Source organism: Bradyrhizobium sp. ORS 285 (assembly GCF_900176205.1).
In the GTDB taxonomy this organism is placed as follows: domain Bacteria; phylum Pseudomonadota; class Alphaproteobacteria; order Rhizobiales; family Xanthobacteraceae; genus Bradyrhizobium.
On sequence record NZ_LT859959.1, the window covers coordinates 6,612,460 to 6,635,201 of the forward strand.

Genomic DNA, 22,742 nt, shown 5'->3' on the forward strand with positions numbered 1-22,742 from the left:
CGAATCCTCCCGCCCGCCTGCTCGTTCCGCTCGGTCAGCATGCAGCAGGGATTCGCAACCATCAGAGCTCGCGTTGGTCCAGGTGTTGCGGGCCTCAAGACCTAGCCCAACGGCCAAGGGTCCTCTTTCGGACCGGTCGCTACGATCCGCAGCGCGCCGTCTGGTAAAGGCCGCTGCAGCGCCTTGGCCTCGTCCCACGGGCCGCGCAGCCAGGCGTCGAATTCCTCGGATCTAGTCAGGATCACCGGCATCGCCTTCGGGTGCACGGCGCCGACCTCGGTGTTCGGCTCGCAGGTCATAAAACCATACACGTCGATCGTGACTTTGCCCTCCTTGGCTTTGCGAACTGATGTCCAGGTCGTCCAGAGGCCGGCGAACGCCAGGAGAGGCCTGCTCTCGTCGGCGGCGAACCAGACGGGCACCTTCTTGCCGTCAATCGTGTCGTACTCGGAGAATGAGGTGAACGGGACCAAGCACCGGTGGTCGGGGCCGAGCCAGCGCTTCCAGTGTGCGCTGTTGACGTTGCGGATGTTGGTCGTCCCGCTGTCCGGCTCCAGGCGCAGCAGATCCTTGAAATCGACTGTCTTGCCCTTGGCCTCAAGCTTCTCGGCGCGCTTCTTGGTGACGTCCATGAGCGCCTTCGCGGATGACGGCATGCCCCACCTGGCCATCGCGAGTTCCGGCCCGGAGGTCGAGTTGCGGACGATCGGCGCCGGGTAGTCGGGGAAGATGCCCGGCATGGACGGCAGATTGCCGGTCCGGTCGTTCCCCTGCTGCACTCCGAACAGCCGCCGGATGGCATCGGCGTTCTTGGTCATCGAGTAGAGATTGCACATCGTCAGGTCTCCGGAGCGGCCTAGCGGGGGCGCCGCGCCAGTTGTACCAGCGTCGCAGTCGGCCGGCGATTAGCCCCCGCGCACCGACTGCACCGGAGCCGGCCAGCCAAGTCGTGGACAAAGGTGGTCGGCGGATGGCGCAGCGTGACCAAGTCGACCTCCCGCCGCGCCTTGCAGCGGGAACACTCGATCTCGAGCCACGGATAGCCGCCGTTGATCGCCTGGTCGAGCGCTGGCGACGGGTCGACCGGGCCGCCGTTGGCCCATATCCGCTCGTTCCAGCTTTCGCAGAGAAGCCTATCGGCCTTGCGGATCAGCGCCTCGCCCTCGGCCCGTGCTTCGGCGGCCTGATCGGCAAGGATGGTCGTCATCGCCCGAGCCCGGCCGATTTCCTTCTGCAGCGCCTTGCGGTCGCCTCCGCTAAGCGGCGTCGGGTGACGCTTGGGCGCCATACAGGGGGCTCAGCTGAATGACGGCCAGCAGCCGTCCTCTTCGTAACGCCCGGTCCGCTGCGTGCAGGTGTCGTCGAGCAAGCGCTGGCCCACGTCCCGCCAGACGGACTCTGGACCGTAAAGCCGGACGGCATCGGCCTTCTGGATCTCGACGGTTCGGCCGCAGCGCCGACAGCCGACGCGCAGCACGTGATCCGGCACCCGACTGAGCCGCAGGCGTCCGGAGGCGCCGGGCCCTGCTTGGCCAGCGTCGGTGTCGGCGGCCTCCAGGAGCGCCTGCCAGTATTCAGGCGGCAGATCGTCGTTGGGCGCGAGTCCGAGCGCTGACGGGGTCTTCCCGCCGACGGCCCGCGCCAGCTGCTCCATCTGTCTTCGGGTCGGCATGCGCCAGCTCGCAGGGCGATCAGTCATGCACGCCATGAGAACATATAGTGAACATAGAGTCGAGTCGGTTCTGAGCCTCCCGATTGCGACGGCCGGCCCTGTCGGAGCTGACGAATGATTGTGCCAGGATCGCCGACCTCGAAATCCAAAGGCCGAGCCGCCCGGCCGCGAGGATGTCTTCGACAGGCACCAGGATCAGGAGAGTTCCTCAAGTGGACCACTGGTTAATAGCCGGCAGCAGTTCCCCTCCCCCGCATGTCCAGGGACGCCGTAAGATCGCCATTGATCGATGTTGTCGTGATCGGTAACCGGCGGCGGTCACGCATCGTTGAGCAAGATCAACGACTGCGACGGTCGCGCTGTTATGCTAAGTGTGCCGCTCTGTGGCTCGAAAGGTTAAGTTCATCTCGATGCGGCTCGTCCGTACCATCCTGGCGTTCGCGATCGCCCTCTCGCTAGCGATGCTGCCGATCGGCGCATCCGCTGCGGGCGTCGCGATGTCGTCGGATGAGATGCAGACGGGCCTGCAGCAGATGAGCATGCACATGGGCGATGGCTCCGACATGTCGATGGACGAGTGCTGTCCTGACGACATGAAGGGACAAACGTCCCCTGCGCACAGCGGCAGATGCGGAATGGGTTTCTGCTGCGCCGGCGGGACGGTGGCTCTCGGCGATTTCCGAGCCTTCAGCTTAGCATCCCTGACCGTGACAGCGACCACGCTCGCCCTTCCTACCGATCAGGTGATCTCTCTTCACAGCGGCAGTCCCCCCTTCCGACCTCCTCGAATCTGATCTCCCCAGAGTTCGACGCGCGTGCACGCTTGCGCACGCCAACGACGACGTGCGCGCCAGCGAGCGCCACGGCCGAGATCCATTCATGAGGACAGGACCATGCTTTCCAGAATCAGCATCGCGGCGTTCGCCGCCACCCTTTCGGTCGCCTCGTCGGCTGCCCTCGCGGGCGCCGCTGACTACACTTTCGAACCCGTAACCCCGGAGATGAAGAAGGGCGACGACGTCACGCTCGCCATTCGTCTCACCAACAAGCAGACCGGCAAACCGGTCAGCGATGCGGTGATCTTCAAGACTCGCGTTGACATGGGTCCTGATGGAATGGCCGACATGGTGTCGGACGTGGCGCCGCTGCCGTCCAAGGAGCCGGGCGTCTACGCCTTCAAGACCGACCTGCCGATGGCCGGCCGCTACCAGGTCACGCTCTCGGCGAAGGTGCAGGGCGAAGCTGAGACCATCACCGGCAAGGTCGTCGTCAAGGCGACGAAGTGAGCCAGAGGGAGCGCCCGCTGCGGGCGCTCCCGCCTTCCTCCTGCGGATCATGCGCGCTCACGCGCCTCACGGTGATGCCATGAACACATTGCGTTTGCTCGCGACGGTCGCGCTCGGAGCCGGCCTTGGGCTGGGCGGTCTCTGGTCCATCCAGACGTCGCCTCCCTCACTTCATGCCAATCCTGCGGTCGCCGCCACTGACCGCGTGCCGCTCTACTATCGCGAACCGAGCGGTGCTCCGGCATGGTCTGCAACTCCCAAGAAGGACGACCAGGGACGCGACTACCTGCCGGTCTATGACGACGGTCAGGCGGCGCCGGAGCCGGCCAAGCCGAAGCAGCAGGCGGATTCCACGCGCAAGATTCTCTACTACCGCAATCCGATGGGCCTGCCGGACACCTCGCCCACTCCCAAGAAAGACCCGATGGGGATGGACTACGTTCCGGTCTACGAAGGCGATGACGCTGATGATGGCGTGGTCAAGCTTTCGCCAGGCAAGATCCAGCGCACCGGCGTGAGATCCACGCCCGTCGAGCGGCGCACCCTCCATATGGCCGTCAAGGCGCCCGGCACGATCCAGCTCGACGAGCGACGCGTGTCGGTCATCGCGATGCGCGCCGAAAGCTTTGTGCAGAAGGTCGCCGACGTGACCACCGGCACCCGTGTGAAGGCCGGCCAGCCGTTGATGGAGATCTATAGCTCAGCCGTTGCAGCAGCCGCTGCCGAATACCTCTCGACGATCAATTCCAACATCGTCGGGGGCAATGCCACCTACGGCCGCGGCTCCCGGCAACGCCTGACCAATCTGGACGTCCCGGAGCCGGTCATCGCCGCGATGGAGAAGTCCCGCATCGCGCCGGTCACGGTGCAATGGTCGGCGCCGCGGGATGGCATCGTGCTCGAGCGCAACGCGATCGAAGGCATGCGCGCCAATCCCGGCGACGTCCTGTTCCGGATCGCGGACATCTCGGTGGTCTGGGCGTTGGTCGATGTTGCCGAGCGCGACCTCGGCAGCATCGCCGTCGGACAGCCCGTGACAATCCGCGCGCGCAGCTTCCCCGGGCGCAGCTTCAACGGCGCTATCGCCGTGATCTATCCCCAGGTCAACAAGGACACGCGGACCGCGCGTGTGCGGATCGAGCTGGCCAATCCCGATCTCGCATTGCTGCCCGACATGTACGTCGATGCCGAGATCGACACCGCCGCCTCGGCGCCGGTGCTGGCCGTGCCGTCCGATGCCGTGCTCGACACCGGCAGCCGCCAGGCCGTTCTCGTCGACAAGGGAGACGGACGCTACGAGCCGCGCGCCGTGAAGCTCGGCCTCCGAAGCGCGAGCTATGTCGAGGTGCGCGACGGCCTTTCAGATGGTGAGGCAGTCGTCACGTCCGCCAATTTCCTGATCGATGCCGAGAGCAACCTCAAGGCCGCGCTGAAGAGCTTCGCAGAAGCCGGTGACGCGCAACCTGCCGCAGGCGGTCACGCCGGGATGGGAGAGCACCAATGATTGCCCGCATCATTGCCTGGTCGGCACGCAATCTCCTGCTGGTGCTGTTCGGCACCGGCTTTGCGGCAGCCGCTGGCTTTTACGCGCTGGTTCACCTGCCACTCGACGCCATCCCGGATCTGTCCGACACTCAGGTCATCGTCTACACCGAATACCCCGGCCAGGCGCCGCAGGTGATCGAAGACCAGGTCACCTATCCCTTGACCACGGCCATGCTGACCGTCCCGAAGTCGAAGGTCGTACGCGGCTTCTCGTTCTTCGGCGTGTCGTTCGTCTACGTGATCTTTGAGGACGGCACCGACATCTACTGGGCACGGTCACGCGTCCTGGAGTTTCTGAATAGCGCAACCTCGCGGCTTCCGACGGGCGTTACACCGACGATCGGGCCGGACGCAACCGGCGTCGGTTGGGTCTATCAATACGCTGTCGTCTCGAAGGCGCTGAATCTCGCCGACACCCGCACGATCCAGGACTGGAATCTGAAGTTTGCACTGGCCAAGGCCGAAGGCGTCGCGGAGGTCGCAAGCATCGGGGGCTTCGTCAAACAATACAATGTCGTGCTCGACCCGCAGCGGATGCGCGACCGCGGCATCAGCATGCAGAAGATTCGCGACGCGATCCGCGCCAGTAATGCCGACGTCGGCGGCCGCACGGTCGAACTCGCGGAGTTCGAATACGTCATCCGCGGCAAGGGCTATCTGAAGAGCATCAACGACCTCGGCAACGTCGTGCTGAAGACCTCCGGCGGCACGCCGGTGCTGCTGCGCGACGTCGCCCATGTCGAACTCGGGCCGGACGAGCGGCGCGGCATCGCAGAGCTCAACGGCGAAGGCGAGGTCGCCAGCGGCATCGTGCTGCAGCGGTTCGGCGTCAACGCGCTGGACGTGATCGAGAACGTGAAGAAGCGGTTTAAGGAGATCGCGAGCAGCCTGCCGAAGTCGGTCGAGATCATCCCGGTCTACGATCGCTCGGACCTGATCTATGCCGCAGTAGACACGCTGAAGCACACGTTGCTGGAGGAGAGCATCGTCGTCGCACTGGTCTGCGTGGTGTTTCTGCTGCACATTCGCAGCGCCCTGGTTGCGATCCTGATGTTGCCGGTCGGCGTCCTGATGGCGTTCGGGGCCATGAAGCTGCTGGGGCTCGGCTCCAACATTATGAGCCTGGGCGGCATCGCCATCGCCATCGGCGCCATGGTCGACGCCGCCATCGTCATGATCGAGAACGCGCACAAGCACATCGAGCGCGCCAAGCCCGATCAGTCGCGCGTGCAGGTTCTGATCGATGCGGCCGCCGAGGTCGGCCCCGCGCTGTTCTTCAGCCTGCTAATCATCACCGTGTCGTTCATGCCGATCTTCACGCTGGAATCGCAGGAGGGACGGCTGTTCAGCCCGCTCGCCTTCACGAAGACGTTCTCGATGGCGGCGGCAGCGCTGCTGTCGGTGACGCTGGTGCCGGCGCTGATGGTCATCTTCGTTCGCGGCAGGATCGTTCCCGAGCACCGCAACTTCATCAACCACTTCCTGATCTGGATCTACCGTCCGGTCATCAAACTCGTGTTGCGGGCCAAGACGCTGGTGATCCTGGCCGCAATCGTGGTGCTCGCCGTTACCATCTGGCCGGCGCGCCAGCTCGGCACCGAGTTCATGCCCAGCTTGAACGAGGGCACGCTGCTCTACATGCCGACCACCCTGCCCGGCATCTCCGTCACCAAGGCCGCCGACCTGATGCAGATGCAGGACCGCATCATCAAGTCCTTCCCCGAGGTCGCCTCCGTGTACGGCAAGGCCGGACGCGCGGCGACCGCGACCGACCCTGCCCCGACCGAGATGTTCGAGACGGTCGTCAACCTCAAGCCCAAGGAGCAGTGGCGTCCCGGCGTCACCGTCGACAGCCTCGTCGCCGAGATGGACAAGGCGCTGCAATTCCCCGGCGTCTCCAACGCCTGGACCATGCCAATCAAGGCGCGCATCGACATGCTCTCGACCGGCATCCGAACGTCGATCGGCATCAAAGTCATGGGCACCGACCTGAGCGAGATCGACCGGCTGGCCAAGCAGATCGAGCGCGTGGTCAAGACCGTGCCTGGAACGTCATCGGCCTATGCCGAGCGCGGGATCGGCGGCTATTATCTCGAGATCACGCCTGACCGCGAGGCGCTCGCCCGCTACGGGATCCTGGTACAAGACGTCCAGGACACGATCGCGGCCGCGCTCGGCGGCCAGACCGTCACCACGACCGTCGAAGGCCGCCAGCGCTTCACGGTCAACATGCGCTATCCCCGTGATCTCCGGGACAATCCGAAGGCGATCGCCAGCGATATCCTGGTGCCGATGCCGGCCGGTGGGGCCGTCCCCCTCGGCGAAGTCGCCAAGGTGGAGCCCGCTCGCGGACCGACCTCGATCCGCACCGAGAACGGGCAGCTTGCGACCTACATCTATGTCGATATTCGCGACCGGGACATCGGCAGCTACGTCGCCGACGCGCAGCGCGCCGTCACCGAGAGCATCCAGTTTCCGGCCGGCTACTACGTCGTCTGGAGCGGCCAGTACGAATATCTGCAGCGGGCTGCCGCGCGCCTGAAGATCGTCATTCCGGTGACGCTCACCATCATCTTCCTGCTGCTGTACCTCAATTTCAGGGCCATCACCGAGACCTTGATCGTGATGCTGTCGCTGCCGTTCGCACTGGTCGGCGGCATCTGGATGATGTGGTGGCTCGGCTTCAATCTCTCCGTCGCCGTCGCGGTCGGCTTCATCGCCCTCGCCGGCGTCGCCGCCGAAACGGGAGTCGTGATGCTGATCTATCTCGACCATGCACTGGCCGAGATGACGGCCAAGCGCAGCGCCGAGGGCCGATCATCGAGCCGGCAGGATCTGCAGGACGCGATCATGGAAGGCGCCGTCGAGCGGGTCAGGCCGAAGATGATGACGGTGGTCGCTATCATGGCCGGCCTGCTGCCGATCATGTGGAGCACCGGCACGGGATCCGAGATCATGCAGCGCATTGCCGTGCCGATGATCGGCGGCATGATCTCGTCGACCCTGCTGACCTTGATCGTGATCCCGGCCATCTTCGGCCTCGTGAAGGGACGCGGACTTGCCACGGGCGGAGATCTCGCAAGCGGCCTGTCGACCAACGGATCGCAGGACGTGCCGAAGGCAGCTTGAGAAGCACCTTAGAACAACAATTCAAAAGGAGAGACGATGCACCGTGTCACAACCATTGGACTGATCATGGCCCTGGCCGCAGCAGCGCCGGCCGTTGCCCATGACCATGGTGAGCATCAATCCTATTCAACGGGAGAGCGGCTGAACGTAAGGAACACGGCCCGCCTCTAGCTCGCCAATGATTTTGCTTGTGATCTCCCCACAGAGGCTCGCCCGGCCCACGCCAGCGCGTGCACCAACTCTGCGTCCCTACATAGCGGATCTCGGTGGCGGACGCGGCGAAACTCTCTCGCCGCCGCCCACCCGTCACGTCAAACCGGCCTGCACTCTCACTCTAGAGCATCAGGATCGGTCTCAGGCGCACGCCCTGAGGACGCGAAGAGGGTCCCCTGATCGCTTGCCTTGAAGAGCGGCGGCTTAGGGGCAGATCACCATGCATGGCGAATGGAGGCTCTGCCGGAATAAGAACGTGTGGTGCTCGAGAACTCCCCCTCGAGTGTAGCAGCAGCGGACCAGCCATTGCTCCATTGCCGTTCGAGACCCAGAGTCGTCAACGCAGCGTCTGGCGCTGGCTGCGCGCCGCCGACGGTAAAGCTCGCCCCCGGCAGTAATTGGAAGGTTGCAGCAACGCTGCGGTCTGAATTGAAGTCATGAGCCCAGGCGACGCGGCCTCGCCAGTTGAACACGCCGTCCTCGTCACGCCAGGACAAGCCGGCCAGAAGTCCTAATTCAGTCCGATATTCTGTTACTCGCTTGCCCGAATAGCTCAGGGCGAGCCGAGGCGCCGACTAGAGATTGCTCGGCGTATCGAGGCAGATCGAGATGGGTGGCCTCGCCTGCGGCATAGGGCGTCACACTGAAATCGCGGAGCGAGGGCACCGGAAGCCGATAGCCGGCTTCAACACGTCCGGAATAGGCGTTCGCTTTGAAGGATGCCTTCAGCCGGTCGATGCCGCTGATGCTGAGAGTGCGATCTGTCGTTACATCCTGCCAGCCGTAAGCCAGTGCGGCGCCCAAATAGGCGGGTCCTTGAACGTGTTGAACATAGGCGCCAGCTTGTAAGAGATCAGATCTTCCGGCCCCGAGTGCATCGACACTGAAACCTGTGCCGCCACCCGCGAGCGCAAGTCCCACGACGGTGGTCGGCGTCAAGAGGTAGTCTGCCCCGACTGCAGTTCCGTAGAGGCGGCTCGAGGAGCGAGCTGATCGGGCTGCAGTCATTCCATCCGTCGACTGTGACCCGACAAATCCGTCAGCCCAAACACTCCAGCGCGGTTCGATCGCTGCTGGTTGCCTGCTCACGGACGCAAACGCGGTCCCCATCCGCCAGCTCGGTGCCCCAGCTTCTTCCGCATAGGCCAGCGGGGCAACTTCACCAACGCCGCCGCGCTTGGCCTGGCCGTGATCGCCAAGTAATCGGACAAACTGCCCCTTCGCATTGAAGGTGGCCTGCTGCGGAGCTGACGCGAGCTCTCCAGATACCTGGGTCAGCCCTGCCTGCGAGAGTGTGCCAAACACGAGCGGGATACTGCCCGTCGTGTCGAAAAACCGCGTCAGTGCGTTGGCAACACTCCGCTGGTTCGCGGACAGGCCACCGCCGTAGTTCGGCGCGCTTGGCGGAACGAAATCCAGCGATAGGTCGAGATAGGCAGCATTGGCGTCATAGCTGAGGGCGGACTTGAAACCAGCCGGAAGATTGGTATTCGCAAGCGAAGCAAACGTGCCGCTGACGCCGCCACCGGCAGTCAGGATCGTATAGCGCTTGGCGACGTAGCTTCCAGCGGCAAAGAATGCATCAACCATCGCTCCTCCAGGAGTCACTGTACCGCTGACATTGGCGAAGCTCGAGGCTGTCGGATTGGGCTGGACGAGATAGCTCGCGCCAGACTGAAACGCCAGATTTCCCACAATTGTCAGCGAACTACCGGCCGTGCCGTTGCCAGGCGCGAGGACGGATCCATTGTTGATGCTCACCGTCAGGGGATCGATTGTCCCGGTGCCGCTGATCATGCCGGAGTTCAAATTGACCGCTGAGGTCCCAGTCAGCGCTCCGTCCACCTGGAAACGCCGCCGTTGATATTCGTTGCTCCCGTGTAACTGGCCGTTCCCGCGAGGACGAACGTACCCGAACCAGTCTTTGTGAGACCGCCCGAGCCGCCGAGATCGAGGTTCGCAGTGCCGGATTGAACGACAAAGTCTGTGTTGGACGCGATCACACCATTTCTGACGGTCCCGCCCGTCAGGAAGACACCTCCATTCTGCGTCTGGGTGGTCCCGCCAAGATCGAGGACCCCGCCCGCGACCGTCGTTGATCCGTAGCCGCACCAAGCGTCCCGCTGCCGGCCAGCCGCAAGGTGCCCGCATTGATCAACGTCCCTCCGGTGTAGGCGTTAGCGGCGGCCAGCACCATCGTTCCAACACCGTCGAACACCACCGTTCCGGCAGAACCTCCATCCGAGATCGTCCCCTGGACGGTCTGCGTTGTGCCTGCCGGCGCCGAGAGATGACCGCTCCCTGTGAGCTGAATGGCATTGCCGATCGAAAAGTTGGCCGTGTTCGCAAAAGAAAGGCTTGTCCGCTCGCCATGTTGAGCGTGCCGCCGCCCAAGGCGTTGTTGCTGGCAACGACCAAAGAGCCGGCATTCAGCTGTGTTCCTCCAGAATAGGTGTTGCTGCCCGACAGGATCAGCGCGCCGTTTCCAACCTTCGTCAGACTGCCACCGGCGCCCGATATCACACCCGAAACCTCAGTATCGGTATTCAACAATCCGGTCGTGAGGGTTTTCGAGCCGAGAGCAAAGTTGCCGGCGCCAGCAATCGATCCAACACTTATCCCACTGGATGTCAGCCCAGACATGTCGACAGCGCCGCCGAGATTGGCCACGAGCTGAGCCGTGCCGCCACTGCTGGTATCAGTAAAGCGTGTAACCCCGAATGCCCCTGTGGTGATGACCGCGTCATCCGCCGTCGCGGAGTTGGCAAACTGCAGCGTCCCGAGATTGCCGGAGATGCCGGATACCACGAAGCTCGGGCGATTGCCGGACTGGTCGTCAATCCCCACTCCACTGATCACCAGCGAAGCGGCCCCGCCAGCATTGCCGGTCACGTTGAAGCTGTGGGCCGGTGCGCCGCTCAGAAAGCTCAAACCAGCGACCTGCGTTGCCTGCCTGACGTCGATTGCGGTCACGGTCGGGGCACCAAGCCGGACGGTATCTGTCGCAAGGGGTACAGATCCGACAGTCCAATTCGCGGCCGTGTTCCAATCAGAATTGACCGGCGTGGCGAGCCATCCGGGCGCGACGGAAACCACCGTTCGTGTGTCCGTGGCCACATCGTTCCAGTTGAACGTTGCCGTCGGATTGGTGCTCAGCCACATCTGTATCTGCTGCTGACTGGGCGTAGAGAAATTGACCCAAATCCGCTCGAAGTTGAGCTGCAGCAACACATCGTACGTGCCAAACCCGGGAACGGTGTCCGGGATGGGGAAAATCACCCGACATTCGACAGGTGTACAGTTCGTCCCTGATAAATTCCCCTAGGTGTAGTGAGCGGTCCCCAGCACGCCTCCCGCATCGATCGTGATATTCGCCCCAACCACATTGAACGTCGACGGCGAGCCAGCCGATACCGGAATGGCGAAATTGGCCGGATTGACCAGAAACTGTCCGCCACCGCGCGACGACGAAAAATCGAACTGCCAAAGGTCGGTCGCCAAGCCGGAAAAGCTGCACAGCACCCCAAAGCGACCGCGATCGTTACGCGAGACAGCACCTGACGCATGAACCACCCCCAGGGCGCCTGAGTATCCCCAGGTTACCGTTCGTGTCAGCATGTTACCGGAGGCTTCCAAGAACCGTGGGCGCTCTGCGAGTCGGACGCCCAACAGCAACCCCGCAGCTATTTTATCGACCACCTCCACAAGCTTTCACGGTCGGCCCTATCGTACATGCGACGCCTATCGTGGCGGAGGCCACACACCAGGATGGCCACGCCAAAAGCAAAACATAGCGGAAGGGCCGGCGTCATTCCCCAGTTTTGCGTAGCCATGAAGAAACAAAGCCAACCCCGCGGTCCCTCTGGGACAAGCATGCTGCTGCATGCAAGGACCGGCTTCCAATTCCGTTCGTCGAACATGACCGACGATCCTCGCACATGCGAACCTGGACGGCTGCCTGCGGGACCGCAATCAGAACGGGAGAACGTCTGCCGAAAGCACGCCAGACCGTGGGTGGCTCGCGCATGGCCTTTCCGCTCGATGTGGCTTGGACGGTTGCACGTCACTACCACATCCGGTTGAATAGGCTCATGAAGTCGGGGGCAATAATCATTCTGCTAGGGCTGGCGGCCCTGGTGTCGTATTCCGTCGGGCGGCAAAGTGCGCCAGACAACGGCGCGGCTACGCCCGCGCCCACAGCGCGAGTCGCCCAAATCAAATCGGTGACATTTGCAGCGGTTCCGACCGAAAGCGCGAGCCCGCCAGTTCGCAAAACGGAGACTGATAGTCGGGTCATTCAGGCGACAACAAATCTCGCCCCGCCCGTGAAGACGGAAGGCGACCGACAATTCGCCCCGAGGCAGGCGAAGCTCGCACCGCCGGAGAAGTCGGAGGCACCTGATGCAAAGCGCAAGGCTGAAACCGCGCTCACAGCCGCAGCCATCGTGGCTATCCTGATCAAGACGAGCCGGGATCAGTATTACGCCACAGGGCATCCGTGTGCCTGCCCAGACGACCTGATGAGAAACGGCAGAACTTGCGGAGCCCGCAGCGCTCACTCAAGACCCCGAGGCGCCTCACCTTTGTGCTATCCGAGCGATGTTACAGCCGAAATGATCGAGGCGTATCGGCGTCAATCGACGCGGGCCAATCGATAGAAGTTGGTCCAGGCGTGCCAAGATTGGCCGGGCGGGCGTCTTCTTTCACCCTGCTCGACGCGCTGGAGCGGATCGTGACGCCTATAGCGAACTCGCCGCATCCGTTCTCCACAGCAAAGCCCCGCGGCCTTCCAAACGAGCACTCGACGTGATCATGCGTCATGAGGACGATATTACGGGAGCGCCGTTCCGGCTCTGCCATTCAGGTCGCAAAAGATTGAGTGGCCTCGTGAGTGCAACGAGCCGACTGCCTCGCGCGTGCGTCGCCGGGAACAAACGCATGCCTGAGATTATCGCCAATCATCTGAACCGGGATTCGTTCCGTGATCGGCGAGCCCGCTTCGTTTAAACGGAATTTACCTTGCGCCGTCGGGCAAATCAGTGGTTCATAGGGTGCTGACTCAAATCGGGAGACAGCGATGACCCAACAATCAGGTCCGACATCTGACCTTGTTCATATCTCCAAATTGAATGGCGATTTTCGACGTAACTATGGGCTGCTCCTTGGAGCGTATCTCTACCTGCGTTCTATCGACGCCGTGCGTCAGCGCCCTCTGCGTTGGATCGGAACCGTTTCACTGATCGGGTCAGTTTTCGCCGCTCTGATCGCGCGACACGGGTTTCGTTGGTGAGCAGGCGAACCACTGAGCGGACAAGCTCGACTTCCGTTTTGAAGTAGGTGACACCATGCTCGGCACGCCCCTTCTCTCGAAATCTGATCATATTGCTGTTGTTTTGAGCTGTTGGCATCAAGGCGTAGTCGAGGATGGCCTCATTGTGCTCATTCAGTCGGATTGCGACAATCCATCCCGTCGGCAAACGCCGACATGAGACAGTCCAGAAGGGGGAAAATCCGGGACGCGCTCCAGCCGTCCAATAAGCTATCCGAAAGAAAATCTGCCATCGGCTGTCAACGATCACATGCTGCTCGGGAACACCGACGTTGAGCCAGCGGCTTTTGACGCTATGAATGGCTGCTTCGTATCCCGCCTTTTGCACCACTTGGCAGATACGTCCTGCGAGAGCTGAGAGTGGCTCAACCCAGGCACGACGACTATCCATGTACTCGCAGCGTCGCGACGACTGATATCCGATCAACCTGTAGGCATTTCGCAGCGTCCCGAAATGGTCAACAAAGGTTCGGGCGGATGGGAGCTCCGCAGTTGCATTGATGATTGTCGGAGTGAGACGCCCCTCCCTCTTCAAGATTTTCTTCAAACGGAGCAACATCTCCTCCTCGCTGATGTCGACGCGCCTCTCTTTCATGATTTTTTGAACAGTAAGAAAGATATCCTTTGAAACAATGGCTTCAAAACATTGCTCGGCGCGGACCCATAAGTTTGAAGGATTGTTGATTCGCTCGCCGCCTAACTTTTTTGACTGTCGATTGTAGACGAGGTTACCGATGTAGTTTTCGTTTCGCAGAATACGACTGATGGTGGGTGCTCTCCAGGCCTTCCCGCGGCACCATACTCCTTCGCAATTAAGTTCTCTTGCGATGGCCTTCTCTGACTTCACCTGAACGAAGCGGGCAAAGATCCGTTTCACAATGGCAACTTCGTGCGCATCGCCAGGCCGCAGACGAATGTGATCTGTGTGAAGATACTTCCGCTCACCTTTCTGCATGACCTTCTTTGGCTCAAGGCGCTCGTTCACCAAAACGCGCTCCAGGCCGTAGCCAACGGGGCCGCCGGGCAAAAAACCAAGTCCAACGAACCGGCAAATACCGGTATGCACTTTGACCGACAATTCGCGGCTATATTCGGCCGCCATAACCCTTTTCAGGTTCTTGACGATGTTGGAGAGCATGCTGCCGTCATTGTCGAATTGCTCGGCGCAATAGCTCACCTTGATGCCGGCCTGCTTGCAGATGAACTCGTAATGTGCGGCTTCATCCACGTCCTGGAAGCGTCCCCACCGGCTGATGTCATAGACGAGGATATGGTCAAACTCGGCGCGTCCGCTACTGACATCCTCGATCAGCTTGGCAAGTCCGGGCCTGTTCTTGATCTTGAGACCGCTCTCGCCATGATCCGCGAAAGTTTTGACGATCGCAAGTCCATGGGCATGAGCATAGGCCGCGATTACTGCTGCCTGGTTCTGGATCGAATAGCGCTGATAGTCCGTCGACATACGAACGTATTGCGCCGCGCGACCGTTCGGCGCTTGCGGAAGATGGGTCTCCCGGATGACGAGCGCATTGACCATCATCATGCCCTCAGCAGGTTCGCCGCAGGCATCAGACGCTCCTTTGGGTTGGCTGACAAGGCGAAATTTGATCTTGAGAGGACGCAATCCGGGAAGGCCATATTCGCTCTTCTGCCGCGAGGAGATCACTGGGCTGAACTGCAGTGATCCATCACAGCGAGGGAATGCGCCCATCGATGGACCGGCGATCCAGCTAGATAGAAATAGTTTCTGTGGCCGCGAGATCGCTCTGCCTGTCTGACGCCCACACTTCCGACAGCTACGCTAACATGAATAGAGAATCCCCGACCAAAGGCGGTGGCTTCAAGTTGCAGCCCCCGTTTGCATTGGCGAACGTTCGCGCGGTAACAGCCCACATCAGAAAACGACTGCAAGGCCAAGCTAGTCATCCAATACAGCCAGAAACGCGTCGACTCCCTCGAACACAGCGGTGCTGTTCCGCCCCGGAAGATGACAGGATTGCCGTTGCGGCAATTGTGAATGTGAGTTCCGGGTCCGGCCCGACAGGAGCATGGTCGCAATCGCCGCTGCTCCGATAGAGGGCGCCGGCGATCGCGATGTCCGACAGCGGCGCTACCTTGGTCACGACGGGAACACGATGCAGGGGCGGCGGCGCGATCACGCAGAGGCCGCGCAAGCCGGTCAGGCCAGTCGCCAGCGTGCGTGGGCGGGGCGTCGCACTCATCCAGAGTGTGCGTTTACCAAGGCAAGCGTGCGAGACGTCGCTCCCCGCAAGCAAAAACAACCCAGCAAATCCAGAAACATCCGCTTGCTCTTTGCCGAATAACCGTTACGTTGCCAAACATAAATAGAACCCAATTTAGACACATTTGGTCATTCAGCGGGGGCTGCTGTGAGGCCTGATCTTTTTACGATGGCCGCGACGGTCTCCGCTTTGAGTTTCGCGGGCTACATGACGATCTCGACGCTGTATGGCGGGCCCTCAGTCTCTCTCAAAACATCAAAAGCGGCTCAGCCGGAAGCGATCCTGCCCTTGGCCCTCGCAGCAATCGAGGATCAGACCCGCGTCGATGGCGCAATCATCACCGTGGCAAGCGGCAACAGCAGCGAGGTCTACGCGCTGCCGATCAATTTGCCATGGAGGGTTCGCTGTGGAGCGGGCCTGTCTCTGCAGCTGGGAGCAGTGACCGGCACGTCCCAAACCGCGCCAGCGGCTGAGGTCACACTCAGCGAGCGACCTCTGGATAGGGCCACCTGCGCCACGGTCGCCCCGCGCGTGGCCAAGGCTTTTCAAGAAAAGCTCGTCAAGGAGTGAGAGTGAGTATCGTTACGCCTACAACCGCCTCGATGTCCCGCCTTCGGAAAGCTCACCTGGATTTTCTACTGGTGTTGAAGTGGTTGGGTGTGGCCCTGACAATAGCCGTTGCGGCGTCCTCAATCTATTCCGCTTCCAAATGGAGCGAGCGGCGCGGCGTCTTCGACGACATCGGTTACTTGCGCCAGGCTCACCTGTTCCAGCGTTTCGGGCTCGATGGCATCGATACCGACTTCGCGCGCGACGACGATAACTATTTCAAGGATGCAGCGACGGCGATACGCCCGATCGAGCCGAACGATCCGGGGCGTCCCTTCGCACATACTTACATGCCGGCGACGGGCAAATTGGTGATTCAGTATCCACCGGGAACTGGTGCGCTGCTGGCACTGTTTCCGGAAGGGCATCAGGTAGCTGGACTATACACATCCTCGTGCCTTGTGGTGCTTCTTCTGGCCATATTGCTGATCACGCGATCGCAGAGCTGGATCCAGGCGATCGCGTGCTCACTTCTAGGAGCGGCAAGCGTGCTTTTTTTCGTCAGCCCGCTCAAGTCCAGTTATTCTGCAGCTCCGTCAGTTGCGCTTTGCGCCGTCCTCGGATTCCTTACACCGGCTCTTTTTGACGACCGGATTTCACGAGTTCGGCGGCTTGCCCTGTTCGCTGCGGCGGGCGCAATGCTAGGAGGTCTGGTGGATCTCCGGATCGCCAATGTCTTGCTGTCCGGCGGCTATGCCGTTGTGCTGCTGGTGCTGCTCCTTGCAAGACGAACGGGAGGCCTGATCGCGAGCTGCGGAACAATGGCGGTGGCCTTCATGATCGGGATATCTCCGACTCTTATGGCCAACTGGGTGAATGCCGGAAGCCCGTTTCGCACCACATATGGGACTGCCGACACGCAGCCACCGGAGCTTACCTGGGGGCCTCTGACCTACTACATGAACGATGTGCAAGGCTTCCTGCTGGTCATCGCTCTCGTAGGCAGCGTTGCCGTCTTCGTTAAGTCCTCTCGCAGAGAGGGTTCTATTGCCGCAGCGGTCGCGTTTCTGACTGCCGCGATCAGTGCCATCTTCTTCTTCACGCACACCCTGGTGACACCGTACTACCTGATGCCGGCAGCGATGCTGTCGCTGTGGATCGTCGTCCGGCTATTTGCGGATCAGTCCCATCACCGGATTGAGCGCGGCTGCGCGAATTAGCCAGAATTCAGCTGTGATTGGCAGCGTTTCTGTGTGACGGGAAGCTTACTCGGAAAAATTTATCCGACGCTGGTTGTCCGAGCGGCATCTTCTGCTCCGGACGAATGACTTCGAAAGAACGAGCTTATAGTTATGGTCAGCTTGATACTTGGCGGCACGGGTATGGTTGGCAGCTATATCTTTGATCACCTCGCCCGCACCGATGAAGAGGTGATTTCCCTTTCGCGCCATCCTCGCCGCGGCCAACTCTATGGCGATGTCACGCAACCGGACACACTTCGCGTACAGCACGCGGACACGATCTATTGCGCAACGAACCCCCGGCCCCTCAGCCGGTCGTTACCGCACTTGCTTGAGGCCGCGCAACCGGAACGGCTCGTGGTCATAAGCTCAACGAGTGTCTTCAGCAAAGTGGATTCGAGAGACACCATTGAGCGCCAATCGATTGCGGAACTGATCCAAGCGGAATCAGCAATTTGTGAGGAATGCGAGCGGCGCAACGTCGCGTGGACAATCTTGCGCCCGACTTTGATCTATAGCGAGGGCCGCGACCGAAATATCTCTCAGATCGCGCGGGTCATTCGGCGGATAAGGTGTTTTCCTCTCTATGGCGCTGCGTCCGGCCTTCGTCAGCCCGTCCACGCAGAGGATCTGGCAATCGGCGCAATCGCCGCCGCCAAGTCCAAAAGGGCCGCCAACCGGGCGTATTGTACGACGGGGACCGAAACCTTGACCTATCGGGAGATGGCTGGCCGCGTTTTCGACTCACTCTCCATCAGGCGGCGCTTGGTCTCGCTCCCGCCCATGGCCTGGAAGGCGGCGTTTTGGATTGCGAAGCCGGTGTACCCGCATGTCACATCCGTCATGGGGGAACGAATGAACAAAGACCTCGCTTTCGACTTCTCGCCCGCGATAGAAGATTTCGGCTGGCGCGCACGGGAGTTCAGACCCGTCTTCCGAGCCGGTGTTTCGACGCCAAACAATTGGGGCTGATCGCTTAAATATCAACGTGCGCATGGGCGCTGCGACGCGTGCAGCCGCCTGACACAGAGCAGACCACCAGCGCCAAGAACTCATGAAGTTCTCAGGAGAGACTGAACTTGTTTCGCTGCCATTGCGGCATTCTTCAGGACTAACGATGTCCGTACTGGCCAAGCGGAGCGCATTGACTGGCCGTAGCGGAGCGCAGGCAGAGAAGGCACCCGCAGGAGGGTCCTGCATAGCGGCTACCGCGTCAGCAATGGGACCCGGGACCGAGTGCAGTCGCGAGACCGGTTAACGAGGCACCCGCGTTCGGGGCAGTGATAGCGGTGCCGCTAAGGGGCAGCCCCTAACGCGAGTGCCTCCGGCGAGCGACACCATGAACTCATTCATGGATCCAATGGCAGCATTCTCTTCAGCATGACGCTATGGGGACCGATGCAGCGCGCAGCTTGATCGGGGGCTCATGGAGTGCTTAGCACCTGCGCCAGCACAGAGGCGAGTTCGTCGCTTTTGAACGGCTTGGACAAGCGCGGCAGATCGGGCGCAAGGCCTTCTGCTTCCGCGTAGCCGGATATGATCAGAACTCCCGCGTCAGGGCGAGTCGTAAGGACAATGCGAGCCAATTCTACGCCGCTCATTCCGGACATCAGGTGATCGGTTACGAGCAGATCGATGGGTTCACCCCGGTGCACAATGCGGAGTGCCTCCTCGGCCGAGGAAGCCTCAACGATGGCGAACCCCAAGCGCTCCAACATATCTGCCGTGCTGGCGCGAACCAGATCCTCATCATCCACGAGGAGTGCACGGCCGCGAGGTCCTGCGAGGATCCCTGCATCAATCGAAGACAGCCGTATCTCTGGAGCCACGTCGCTGAGCGGAAGCCAGAGCTCAATGTTCGTGCCGAGCCCAGGCCGACTATTGATCGTGAGCGCACCGCCGAGCTGCGAGGCCAAGCCATGCACCATGGACAGCCCCAGCCCCGTGCCCTTGCCAATGCCTTTGGTGGAGAAAAACGGCTCGACAGCGCGCGCGATCGTCGCCTCATCCATACCGACGCCGGTATCTGCGACGGAGAGCTGGACGTAATCCCCCAGCCGCAGGGCTTGATCGTTACGTGGTCCAACACTGGCCGTCTTCGCGCTTATCCTCAACGTACCGCCCCCCGGCATCGCGTCTCGCGCATTCACAGCCAGATTCAGCAGTGCCATCTCGAGCTGGTTGGGGTCAGCTTTCGCCGCCGGCAGATCGTCAGCCACGTCGACCACGACCCCGATTTGCGGCCCTGTCGTGCTCGAAACGAGTTCGGCCATCCCGACCACGAGAGCGCCGACGTCAACCGACACCGCTTGCAATGGCTGGCGCCGCGCAAACGCCAGGAGACGCTGCACGAGCGTCTTGGCACGCTCTGCTGACTGCATGGCGCCTGAGATGAGCCGCTGCTCGCGATCTGAACCGAGACCCCTATGCTGGAGAAGATCGAGCGCCCCCACGATGGGGGTCAACAGATTGTTGAAATCGTGCGCAACGCCTCCCGTCAGTTGCCCCATCGCTTCCATCTTCTGCGATTGTCGCAATGCCTCTTCGGCTTGGGCAAGACGCTTTTGTTCCTCGAGCCGTTCTGTCACGTCGCGCCCGGTCAGGAACGCGCCGGTCTGTCGGCCACCTGCATCGCGCAGGATCTCGAACCGCATCTCGTAGGAACGGCGGCCGAGCTGCGGATCGCCCCACTCGGCAGAGGCCGTGAAGGCCGTGCCAGCCAAGGCGCGCGCCCACACCGCCTTTGCTGCCTCGAGATGCTCTGGCTTGTGAGCAAGCAGGTCGAGGAGACTGTCGCCGATGCTTGGCCGAACGCCATACAGGCGCTGATAGGCATCGATGCATGCGGGGTTGATGGCGAGCCAGCGGTAGTCGAGGTCCAAGGCCTGGATCTGCTCCTCCGTGGTGTCGACGATACTGGCGAGCAGATGCCGCTCAGCCGTCCGCTCCACGACGCGCTGCTCGAGCGTGGCGTTCAGTTCGCGCAGTTCGGCCTCGGCGCGCTTTGCCTCGGTCACTTCCTCAGCTGAGACAGTGATGCCGACGATGTCGCCCGCGACATTCCGAAGTGGCAGCCAATTCTCTCGCCAAATTCGCATGACGCCGGGCTGAGCCGCTGTCTCACCCACGAACTCGGCGCCAAAGATCGCCTCGCCGGCCAGCACTCGGTGTAACGCGCTGAGCGATTGGTCGTGAAGTCCCGGCACCATCTCGAGGACAGTTCTGCCGATGTGATCGGCTGCCGGCTTGCCATTGATCTCCGCAAGCCGCTCATTGATGCGGACATAGCGCAAATCCCGGTCGAAGACGCAAAGCCCGATCGGCGCGGCATCGTAGACGACGGCGATCTCGTTGGCCCTTTGACGTGCGAGTGCCTCGCTCTCGCGCAATGCTGTCTCGGCCGCGCGCCGCTGGCTGATGTCTTCGACCGAGACCACGACCCGGCCTGGTTCGCCTGGAAGCGGCGCGCTTGCGATCCGCACCGGAAGCAGACGGCCGTCTCGCAGCCGATACTCCTTTTCGTACGGCTCCCACCAACCACGCTCGTGCGCCTGGGCGATGGCGGCCTCATCCTTGGCCAGGTGATCGGGGACGGTGATGTCGCGCCAGTCCCAACGCCCCTCCTCGAAATCCAGGCGGCTGTAACCGGTCATGGCGAGGAAGTGATCGTTGATGGCCAACGTCTCGCCTGTCTGAGTGTCGAAGATGGTAAAACCCATCAGATCCGAGTTGAAGACGCCTTCGAACCAGGCGGTTGCCTGCCGCCGCTCCGTGACATCATCGGCGACGCCTGCATAGCGGCGAACGCCGTCCGCCTTCACTGGAAACGCCCGATCGCGGATGAAGCGGACCTCGCCATCCGGTCGCACGATACGGTAGTCGATCTCAAATGGTTCGCCGGCCGCCTGGCGTGAAGCCATCGCGGCGACACGCTCTTGATCATCCGGATGCACAGTCTTCAGAAAAAGTGTCAGATCGGCGAGCAGTTCGGACGCGGGGCGCCTCCAGACCCTCTCATAGGCCGGGCTGAGGTAGAGGAGCTGGCCCGCCTTGACATCGGTGATGTAGAAGACCTGATCGACTGTTTCTGCAAGCTGGCGAAAGCGTTCCTCGCTCTCGCGCAATGCCATACTCGTGCGCTTGACTGCATCGATGTCGCTGATCGCCAGGCTGAAGGCGGCGACCTGGCCATCATGATTCTTGATCGGTACGGTGGCGATGGACGTCCAGACTTCACGACCATCGTCGTCGGTAAACAGGGCCTCCACTCCCGGCACGACGCGCTCACCGCGGATCGCGCGGGCGCCTGGGAAATCCTCTGGCTTCAGCACCTCTCCGTCCGCGGACCAGGCGCGCCACCGTGGCGTCGTTTCCGGGTCTTTTGAAGGAATGCGGCTGGTCAAGAAGCGGCGTGCTTCAGGATTCGACAGGGTCAGGCAACCATCGGAGTCGAAAATGCCCACTCCGACAGGCAGGCTGTCGATGACGGCGGCCAGGCGGGCCTCGCTGGCCCGCAGCGCCTGCTCCGCCTGCCGGCGAGCGATCGCACCGCGAGTCCGTCTGGCGAAATCCCGAACAAAAGCGACCTCCTCCTCCGTCCATATGCGGGGTATCGCCGAGTGGACGAACATGACCGCCACCGCGCGCTTATCCTCTACCACCGGCACATCGAGATGGGCCCGAAGACCCAATTGTTCAAAGGCAGTCGCGTGAAGAACGGTACGAGTGTCGCTTGTGACATCCGCGTTCGCGACAACCAAACCCTGCAGAAGCTCGTCGAAATAGGCGCCGTAGCGCTCGACATAGTGCCGACCGGCAACGTCAGAGAAACCCTGCGCGCTCCAATTTCGCTCGACCTGGATCGAGCGCGCTTGTTCGTCCAGGACCCCATAGCCAACCCGACAGGCGCCCAGCGCCTCACCCAGGATCCTGGAAGCGACGAACGACAGATCGGCCGCTTCGGGAAGATCTCGCAAGCGCTCGTCCAAAGCGATCAGAGACACGCGACGACGCTCGGCGAGCACTCGCGCCGTCGTTTCGACGACAATGGCCAGCACGCCGACAGGGACACCGCTCTCGTCGACGACAGGCGAGTAGTCGAGATTCATGAAGACCTGTTCTGGCCGGCCATGCCTGAACAGCGTAAGTTCCTGGTCGCTATAATGTAATGTGCCGCCTGCCAGCCCGACCTTCATAACATTGTCGTTGAAGTCAGCGACCTCGGGCCAACCTTCGCGAACCTTGGAGCCAAGTAGCCTCGGATGGCGCGCTCCGGCAAACACTGAGTACGCGTCGTTGTAGAGCATCACCCCGTCGCCGCCCCACAACATCACCATGGGCACAGGTGATCGAAGCAGGATCGCTGTCGCGATTTTCAGGGTTTGAGGCCAATGCTCGATCGGACCGAGCGAAGTCTGCGCCCAGTCGCGGGTCTGAATGAGCCGGCCGGCTTCCCCTCCGCCGGCCAGAAAGCTCCGGTTTATCCCCTCGTGCAGCCCCACAGACACCGTTCTCCTTGGCCGGCCACGCTTCTGG

18 protein-coding genes are annotated in these 22,742 nt (G+C 61.7%); 7 read left to right on the plus strand and 11 right to left on the minus strand.

Annotated elements, in window-relative coordinates; genetic code table 11:
* Nucleotides 1-101 precede the first annotated feature (101 nt).
* The 3 genes from BRAD285_RS29555 to BRAD285_RS29565 are packed head-to-tail and all read right to left on the minus strand — an operon-like array spanning nucleotide 102 to nucleotide 1,672.
* A complete protein-coding gene (locus BRAD285_RS29555; RefSeq protein ID WP_006615350.1) occupies nucleotides 102-836 on the minus strand; it encodes an SOS response-associated peptidase in 735 nt (244 codons plus the stop codon).
* Nucleotides 837-856: 20 nt separating this feature from the next.
* Complete coding sequence (locus BRAD285_RS29560; RefSeq protein WP_006615349.1) at nucleotides 857-1,288, minus strand: hypothetical protein; 432 nt, start codon at nucleotides 1,286-1,288, stop codon at nucleotides 857-859.
* Between the two features lie 9 nt (nucleotides 1,289-1,297).
* Nucleotides 1,298-1,672, minus strand: coding sequence for a hypothetical protein (locus BRAD285_RS29565; protein WP_050887001.1), 375 nt, complete (start codon nucleotides 1,670-1,672; stop codon nucleotides 1,298-1,300).
* A gap of 410 nt (nucleotides 1,673-2,082) precedes the next feature.
* Here BRAD285_RS29565 and BRAD285_RS29570 point away from each other — a divergent pair, with 410 nt between their 5' ends.
* The 4 genes from BRAD285_RS29570 to BRAD285_RS29585 all read left to right on the plus strand — a co-directional run bounded on the left by BRAD285_RS29570 (nucleotide 2,083) and on the right by BRAD285_RS29585 (nucleotide 7,632).
* On the plus strand, nucleotides 2,083-2,466 hold the full coding sequence (locus BRAD285_RS29570) for a hypothetical protein (protein ID WP_035648831.1): 384 nt from the start codon (nucleotides 2,083-2,085) through the stop codon (nucleotides 2,464-2,466).
* A 99-nt stretch (nucleotides 2,467-2,565) separates the two neighbouring features.
* On the plus strand, nucleotides 2,566-2,958 hold the full coding sequence (locus tag BRAD285_RS29575) for a FixH family protein (RefSeq protein ID WP_035648829.1): 393 nt from the start codon (nucleotides 2,566-2,568) through the stop codon (nucleotides 2,956-2,958).
* Between the two features lie 79 nt (nucleotides 2,959-3,037).
* Nucleotides 3,038-4,462, plus strand: a complete 1,425-nt coding sequence (locus tag BRAD285_RS29580; RefSeq protein WP_035648827.1) for an efflux RND transporter periplasmic adaptor subunit — start codon at nucleotides 3,038-3,040, stop codon at nucleotides 4,460-4,462.
* Entirely contained in the window at nucleotides 4,459-7,632 is a 3,174-nt protein-coding gene (locus tag BRAD285_RS29585) for an efflux RND transporter permease subunit (protein ID WP_006615344.1), read from the plus strand. The genes BRAD285_RS29580 and BRAD285_RS29585 overlap by 4 nt, the downstream gene beginning before the upstream one ends.
* Nucleotides 7,633-8,060: 428 nt before the next feature.
* On the opposite strand, the gene BRAD285_RS36720 is transcribed toward BRAD285_RS29585, so the two are convergent.
* The 7 genes from BRAD285_RS36720 to BRAD285_RS29625 form a co-directional block, all read right to left on the minus strand.
* Nucleotides 8,061-8,402 carry an autotransporter outer membrane beta-barrel domain-containing protein gene (locus BRAD285_RS36720; protein ID WP_139020738.1) on the minus strand — a complete coding sequence of 114 codons (342 nt, stop codon included), beginning with the start codon at nucleotides 8,400-8,402 and terminating at the stop codon, nucleotides 8,061-8,063.
* Complete coding sequence (locus BRAD285_RS35560) at nucleotides 8,362-9,642, minus strand: autotransporter outer membrane beta-barrel domain-containing protein (RefSeq protein WP_050886999.1); 1,281 nt, start codon at nucleotides 9,640-9,642, stop codon at nucleotides 8,362-8,364. Before BRAD285_RS35560 ends, BRAD285_RS36720 begins: the two co-directional genes overlap by 41 nt.
* A 32-nt stretch (nucleotides 9,643-9,674) precedes the next feature.
* Nucleotides 9,675-9,848 (minus strand): autotransporter-associated beta strand repeat-containing protein, encoded by a 174-nt coding sequence (locus BRAD285_RS36725; RefSeq protein WP_157681701.1) that lies wholly within the window; start codon nucleotides 9,846-9,848, stop codon nucleotides 9,675-9,677.
* A 23-nt stretch (nucleotides 9,849-9,871) separates the two neighbouring features.
* Nucleotides 9,872-10,042, minus strand: coding sequence for an autotransporter-associated beta strand repeat-containing protein (locus BRAD285_RS36730; protein WP_083846481.1), 171 nt, complete (start codon nucleotides 10,040-10,042; stop codon nucleotides 9,872-9,874).
* Nucleotides 10,000-11,124 (minus strand): autotransporter-associated beta strand repeat-containing protein, encoded by a 1,125-nt coding sequence (locus tag BRAD285_RS36580; RefSeq protein ID WP_006615340.1) that lies wholly within the window; start codon nucleotides 11,122-11,124, stop codon nucleotides 10,000-10,002. The genes BRAD285_RS36730 and BRAD285_RS36580 overlap by 43 nt, the downstream gene beginning before the upstream one ends.
* A gap of 42 nt (nucleotides 11,125-11,166) precedes the next feature.
* Nucleotides 11,167-11,463 (minus strand): hypothetical protein, encoded by a 297-nt coding sequence (locus BRAD285_RS35565; protein WP_139020734.1) that lies wholly within the window; start codon nucleotides 11,461-11,463, stop codon nucleotides 11,167-11,169.
* Nucleotides 11,464-13,031: 1,568 nt separating this feature from the next.
* On the minus strand, nucleotides 13,032-14,840 hold the full coding sequence (locus tag BRAD285_RS29625) for a recombinase family protein (protein WP_244422394.1): 1,809 nt from the start codon (nucleotides 14,838-14,840) through the stop codon (nucleotides 13,032-13,034).
* A gap of 745 nt (nucleotides 14,841-15,585) precedes the next feature.
* On the opposite strand from BRAD285_RS29625, the gene BRAD285_RS29630 reads away from it, so the two are divergent.
* The 3 genes from BRAD285_RS29630 to BRAD285_RS29640 all read left to right on the plus strand — a co-directional run bounded on the left by BRAD285_RS29630 (nucleotide 15,586) and on the right by BRAD285_RS29640 (nucleotide 18,179).
* Nucleotides 15,586-15,987 carry a hypothetical protein gene (locus BRAD285_RS29630; RefSeq protein ID WP_035648822.1) on the plus strand — a complete coding sequence of 134 codons (402 nt, stop codon included), beginning with the start codon at nucleotides 15,586-15,588 and terminating at the stop codon, nucleotides 15,985-15,987.
* Nucleotides 15,988-15,989: 2 nt separating this feature from the next.
* On the plus strand, nucleotides 15,990-17,186 hold the full coding sequence (locus BRAD285_RS29635) for a hypothetical protein (RefSeq protein WP_087877682.1): 1,197 nt from the start codon (nucleotides 15,990-15,992) through the stop codon (nucleotides 17,184-17,186).
* A 132-nt stretch (nucleotides 17,187-17,318) separates the two neighbouring features.
* Nucleotides 17,319-18,179, plus strand: coding sequence for an NAD(P)-dependent oxidoreductase (locus tag BRAD285_RS29640; RefSeq protein ID WP_006615332.1), 861 nt, complete (start codon nucleotides 17,319-17,321; stop codon nucleotides 18,177-18,179).
* A 452-nt stretch (nucleotides 18,180-18,631) separates the two neighbouring features.
* Here the strand turns inward: BRAD285_RS29640 and BRAD285_RS29645 are convergent, their stop codons facing one another.
* The gene (locus tag BRAD285_RS29645; protein WP_006615331.1) at nucleotides 18,632-22,714 is read right to left on the minus strand and encodes a PAS domain S-box protein; all 4,083 of its coding nucleotides are present in this window, start codon (nucleotides 22,712-22,714) and stop codon (nucleotides 18,632-18,634) included.
* Between the last annotated feature and the right edge of the window lie 28 nt (nucleotides 22,715-22,742).

Coding starts and splice junctions, on each gene's coding strand:
- BRAD285_RS29555 (WP_006615350.1), bottom strand. CDS start 836: ATGTGCAATCTCTACTCGATGACCAAGAACGCCGATGCCATCCGGCGG.
- BRAD285_RS29560 (WP_006615349.1), bottom strand. CDS start 1,288: ATGGCGCCCAAGCGTCACCCGACGCCGCTTAGCGGAGGCGACCGCAAG.
- BRAD285_RS29565 (WP_050887001.1), bottom strand. CDS start 1,672: ATGCCGACCCGAAGACAGATGGAGCAGCTGGCGCGGGCCGTCGGCGGG.
- BRAD285_RS29570 (WP_035648831.1), top strand. CDS start 2,083: ATGCGGCTCGTCCGTACCATCCTGGCGTTCGCGATCGCCCTCTCGCTA.
- BRAD285_RS29575 (WP_035648829.1), top strand. CDS start 2,566: ATGCTTTCCAGAATCAGCATCGCGGCGTTCGCCGCCACCCTTTCGGTC.
- BRAD285_RS29580 (WP_035648827.1), top strand. CDS start 3,038: ATGAACACATTGCGTTTGCTCGCGACGGTCGCGCTCGGAGCCGGCCTT.
- BRAD285_RS29585 (WP_006615344.1), top strand. CDS start 4,459: ATGATTGCCCGCATCATTGCCTGGTCGGCACGCAATCTCCTGCTGGTG.
- BRAD285_RS35560 (WP_050886999.1), bottom strand. CDS start 9,642: ATGATCAGCGGCACCGGGACAATCGATCCCCTGACGGTGAGCATCAAC.
- BRAD285_RS36730 (WP_083846481.1), bottom strand. CDS start 10,042: ATGGTGCTGGCCGCCGCTAACGCCTACACCGGAGGGACGTTGATCAAT.
- BRAD285_RS35565 (WP_139020734.1), bottom strand. CDS start 11,463: ATGCTGACACGAACGGTAACCTGGGGATACTCAGGCGCCCTGGGGGTG.
- BRAD285_RS29630 (WP_035648822.1), top strand. CDS start 15,586: ATGGCCGCGACGGTCTCCGCTTTGAGTTTCGCGGGCTACATGACGATC.
- BRAD285_RS29640 (WP_006615332.1), top strand. CDS start 17,319: ATGGTCAGCTTGATACTTGGCGGCACGGGTATGGTTGGCAGCTATATC.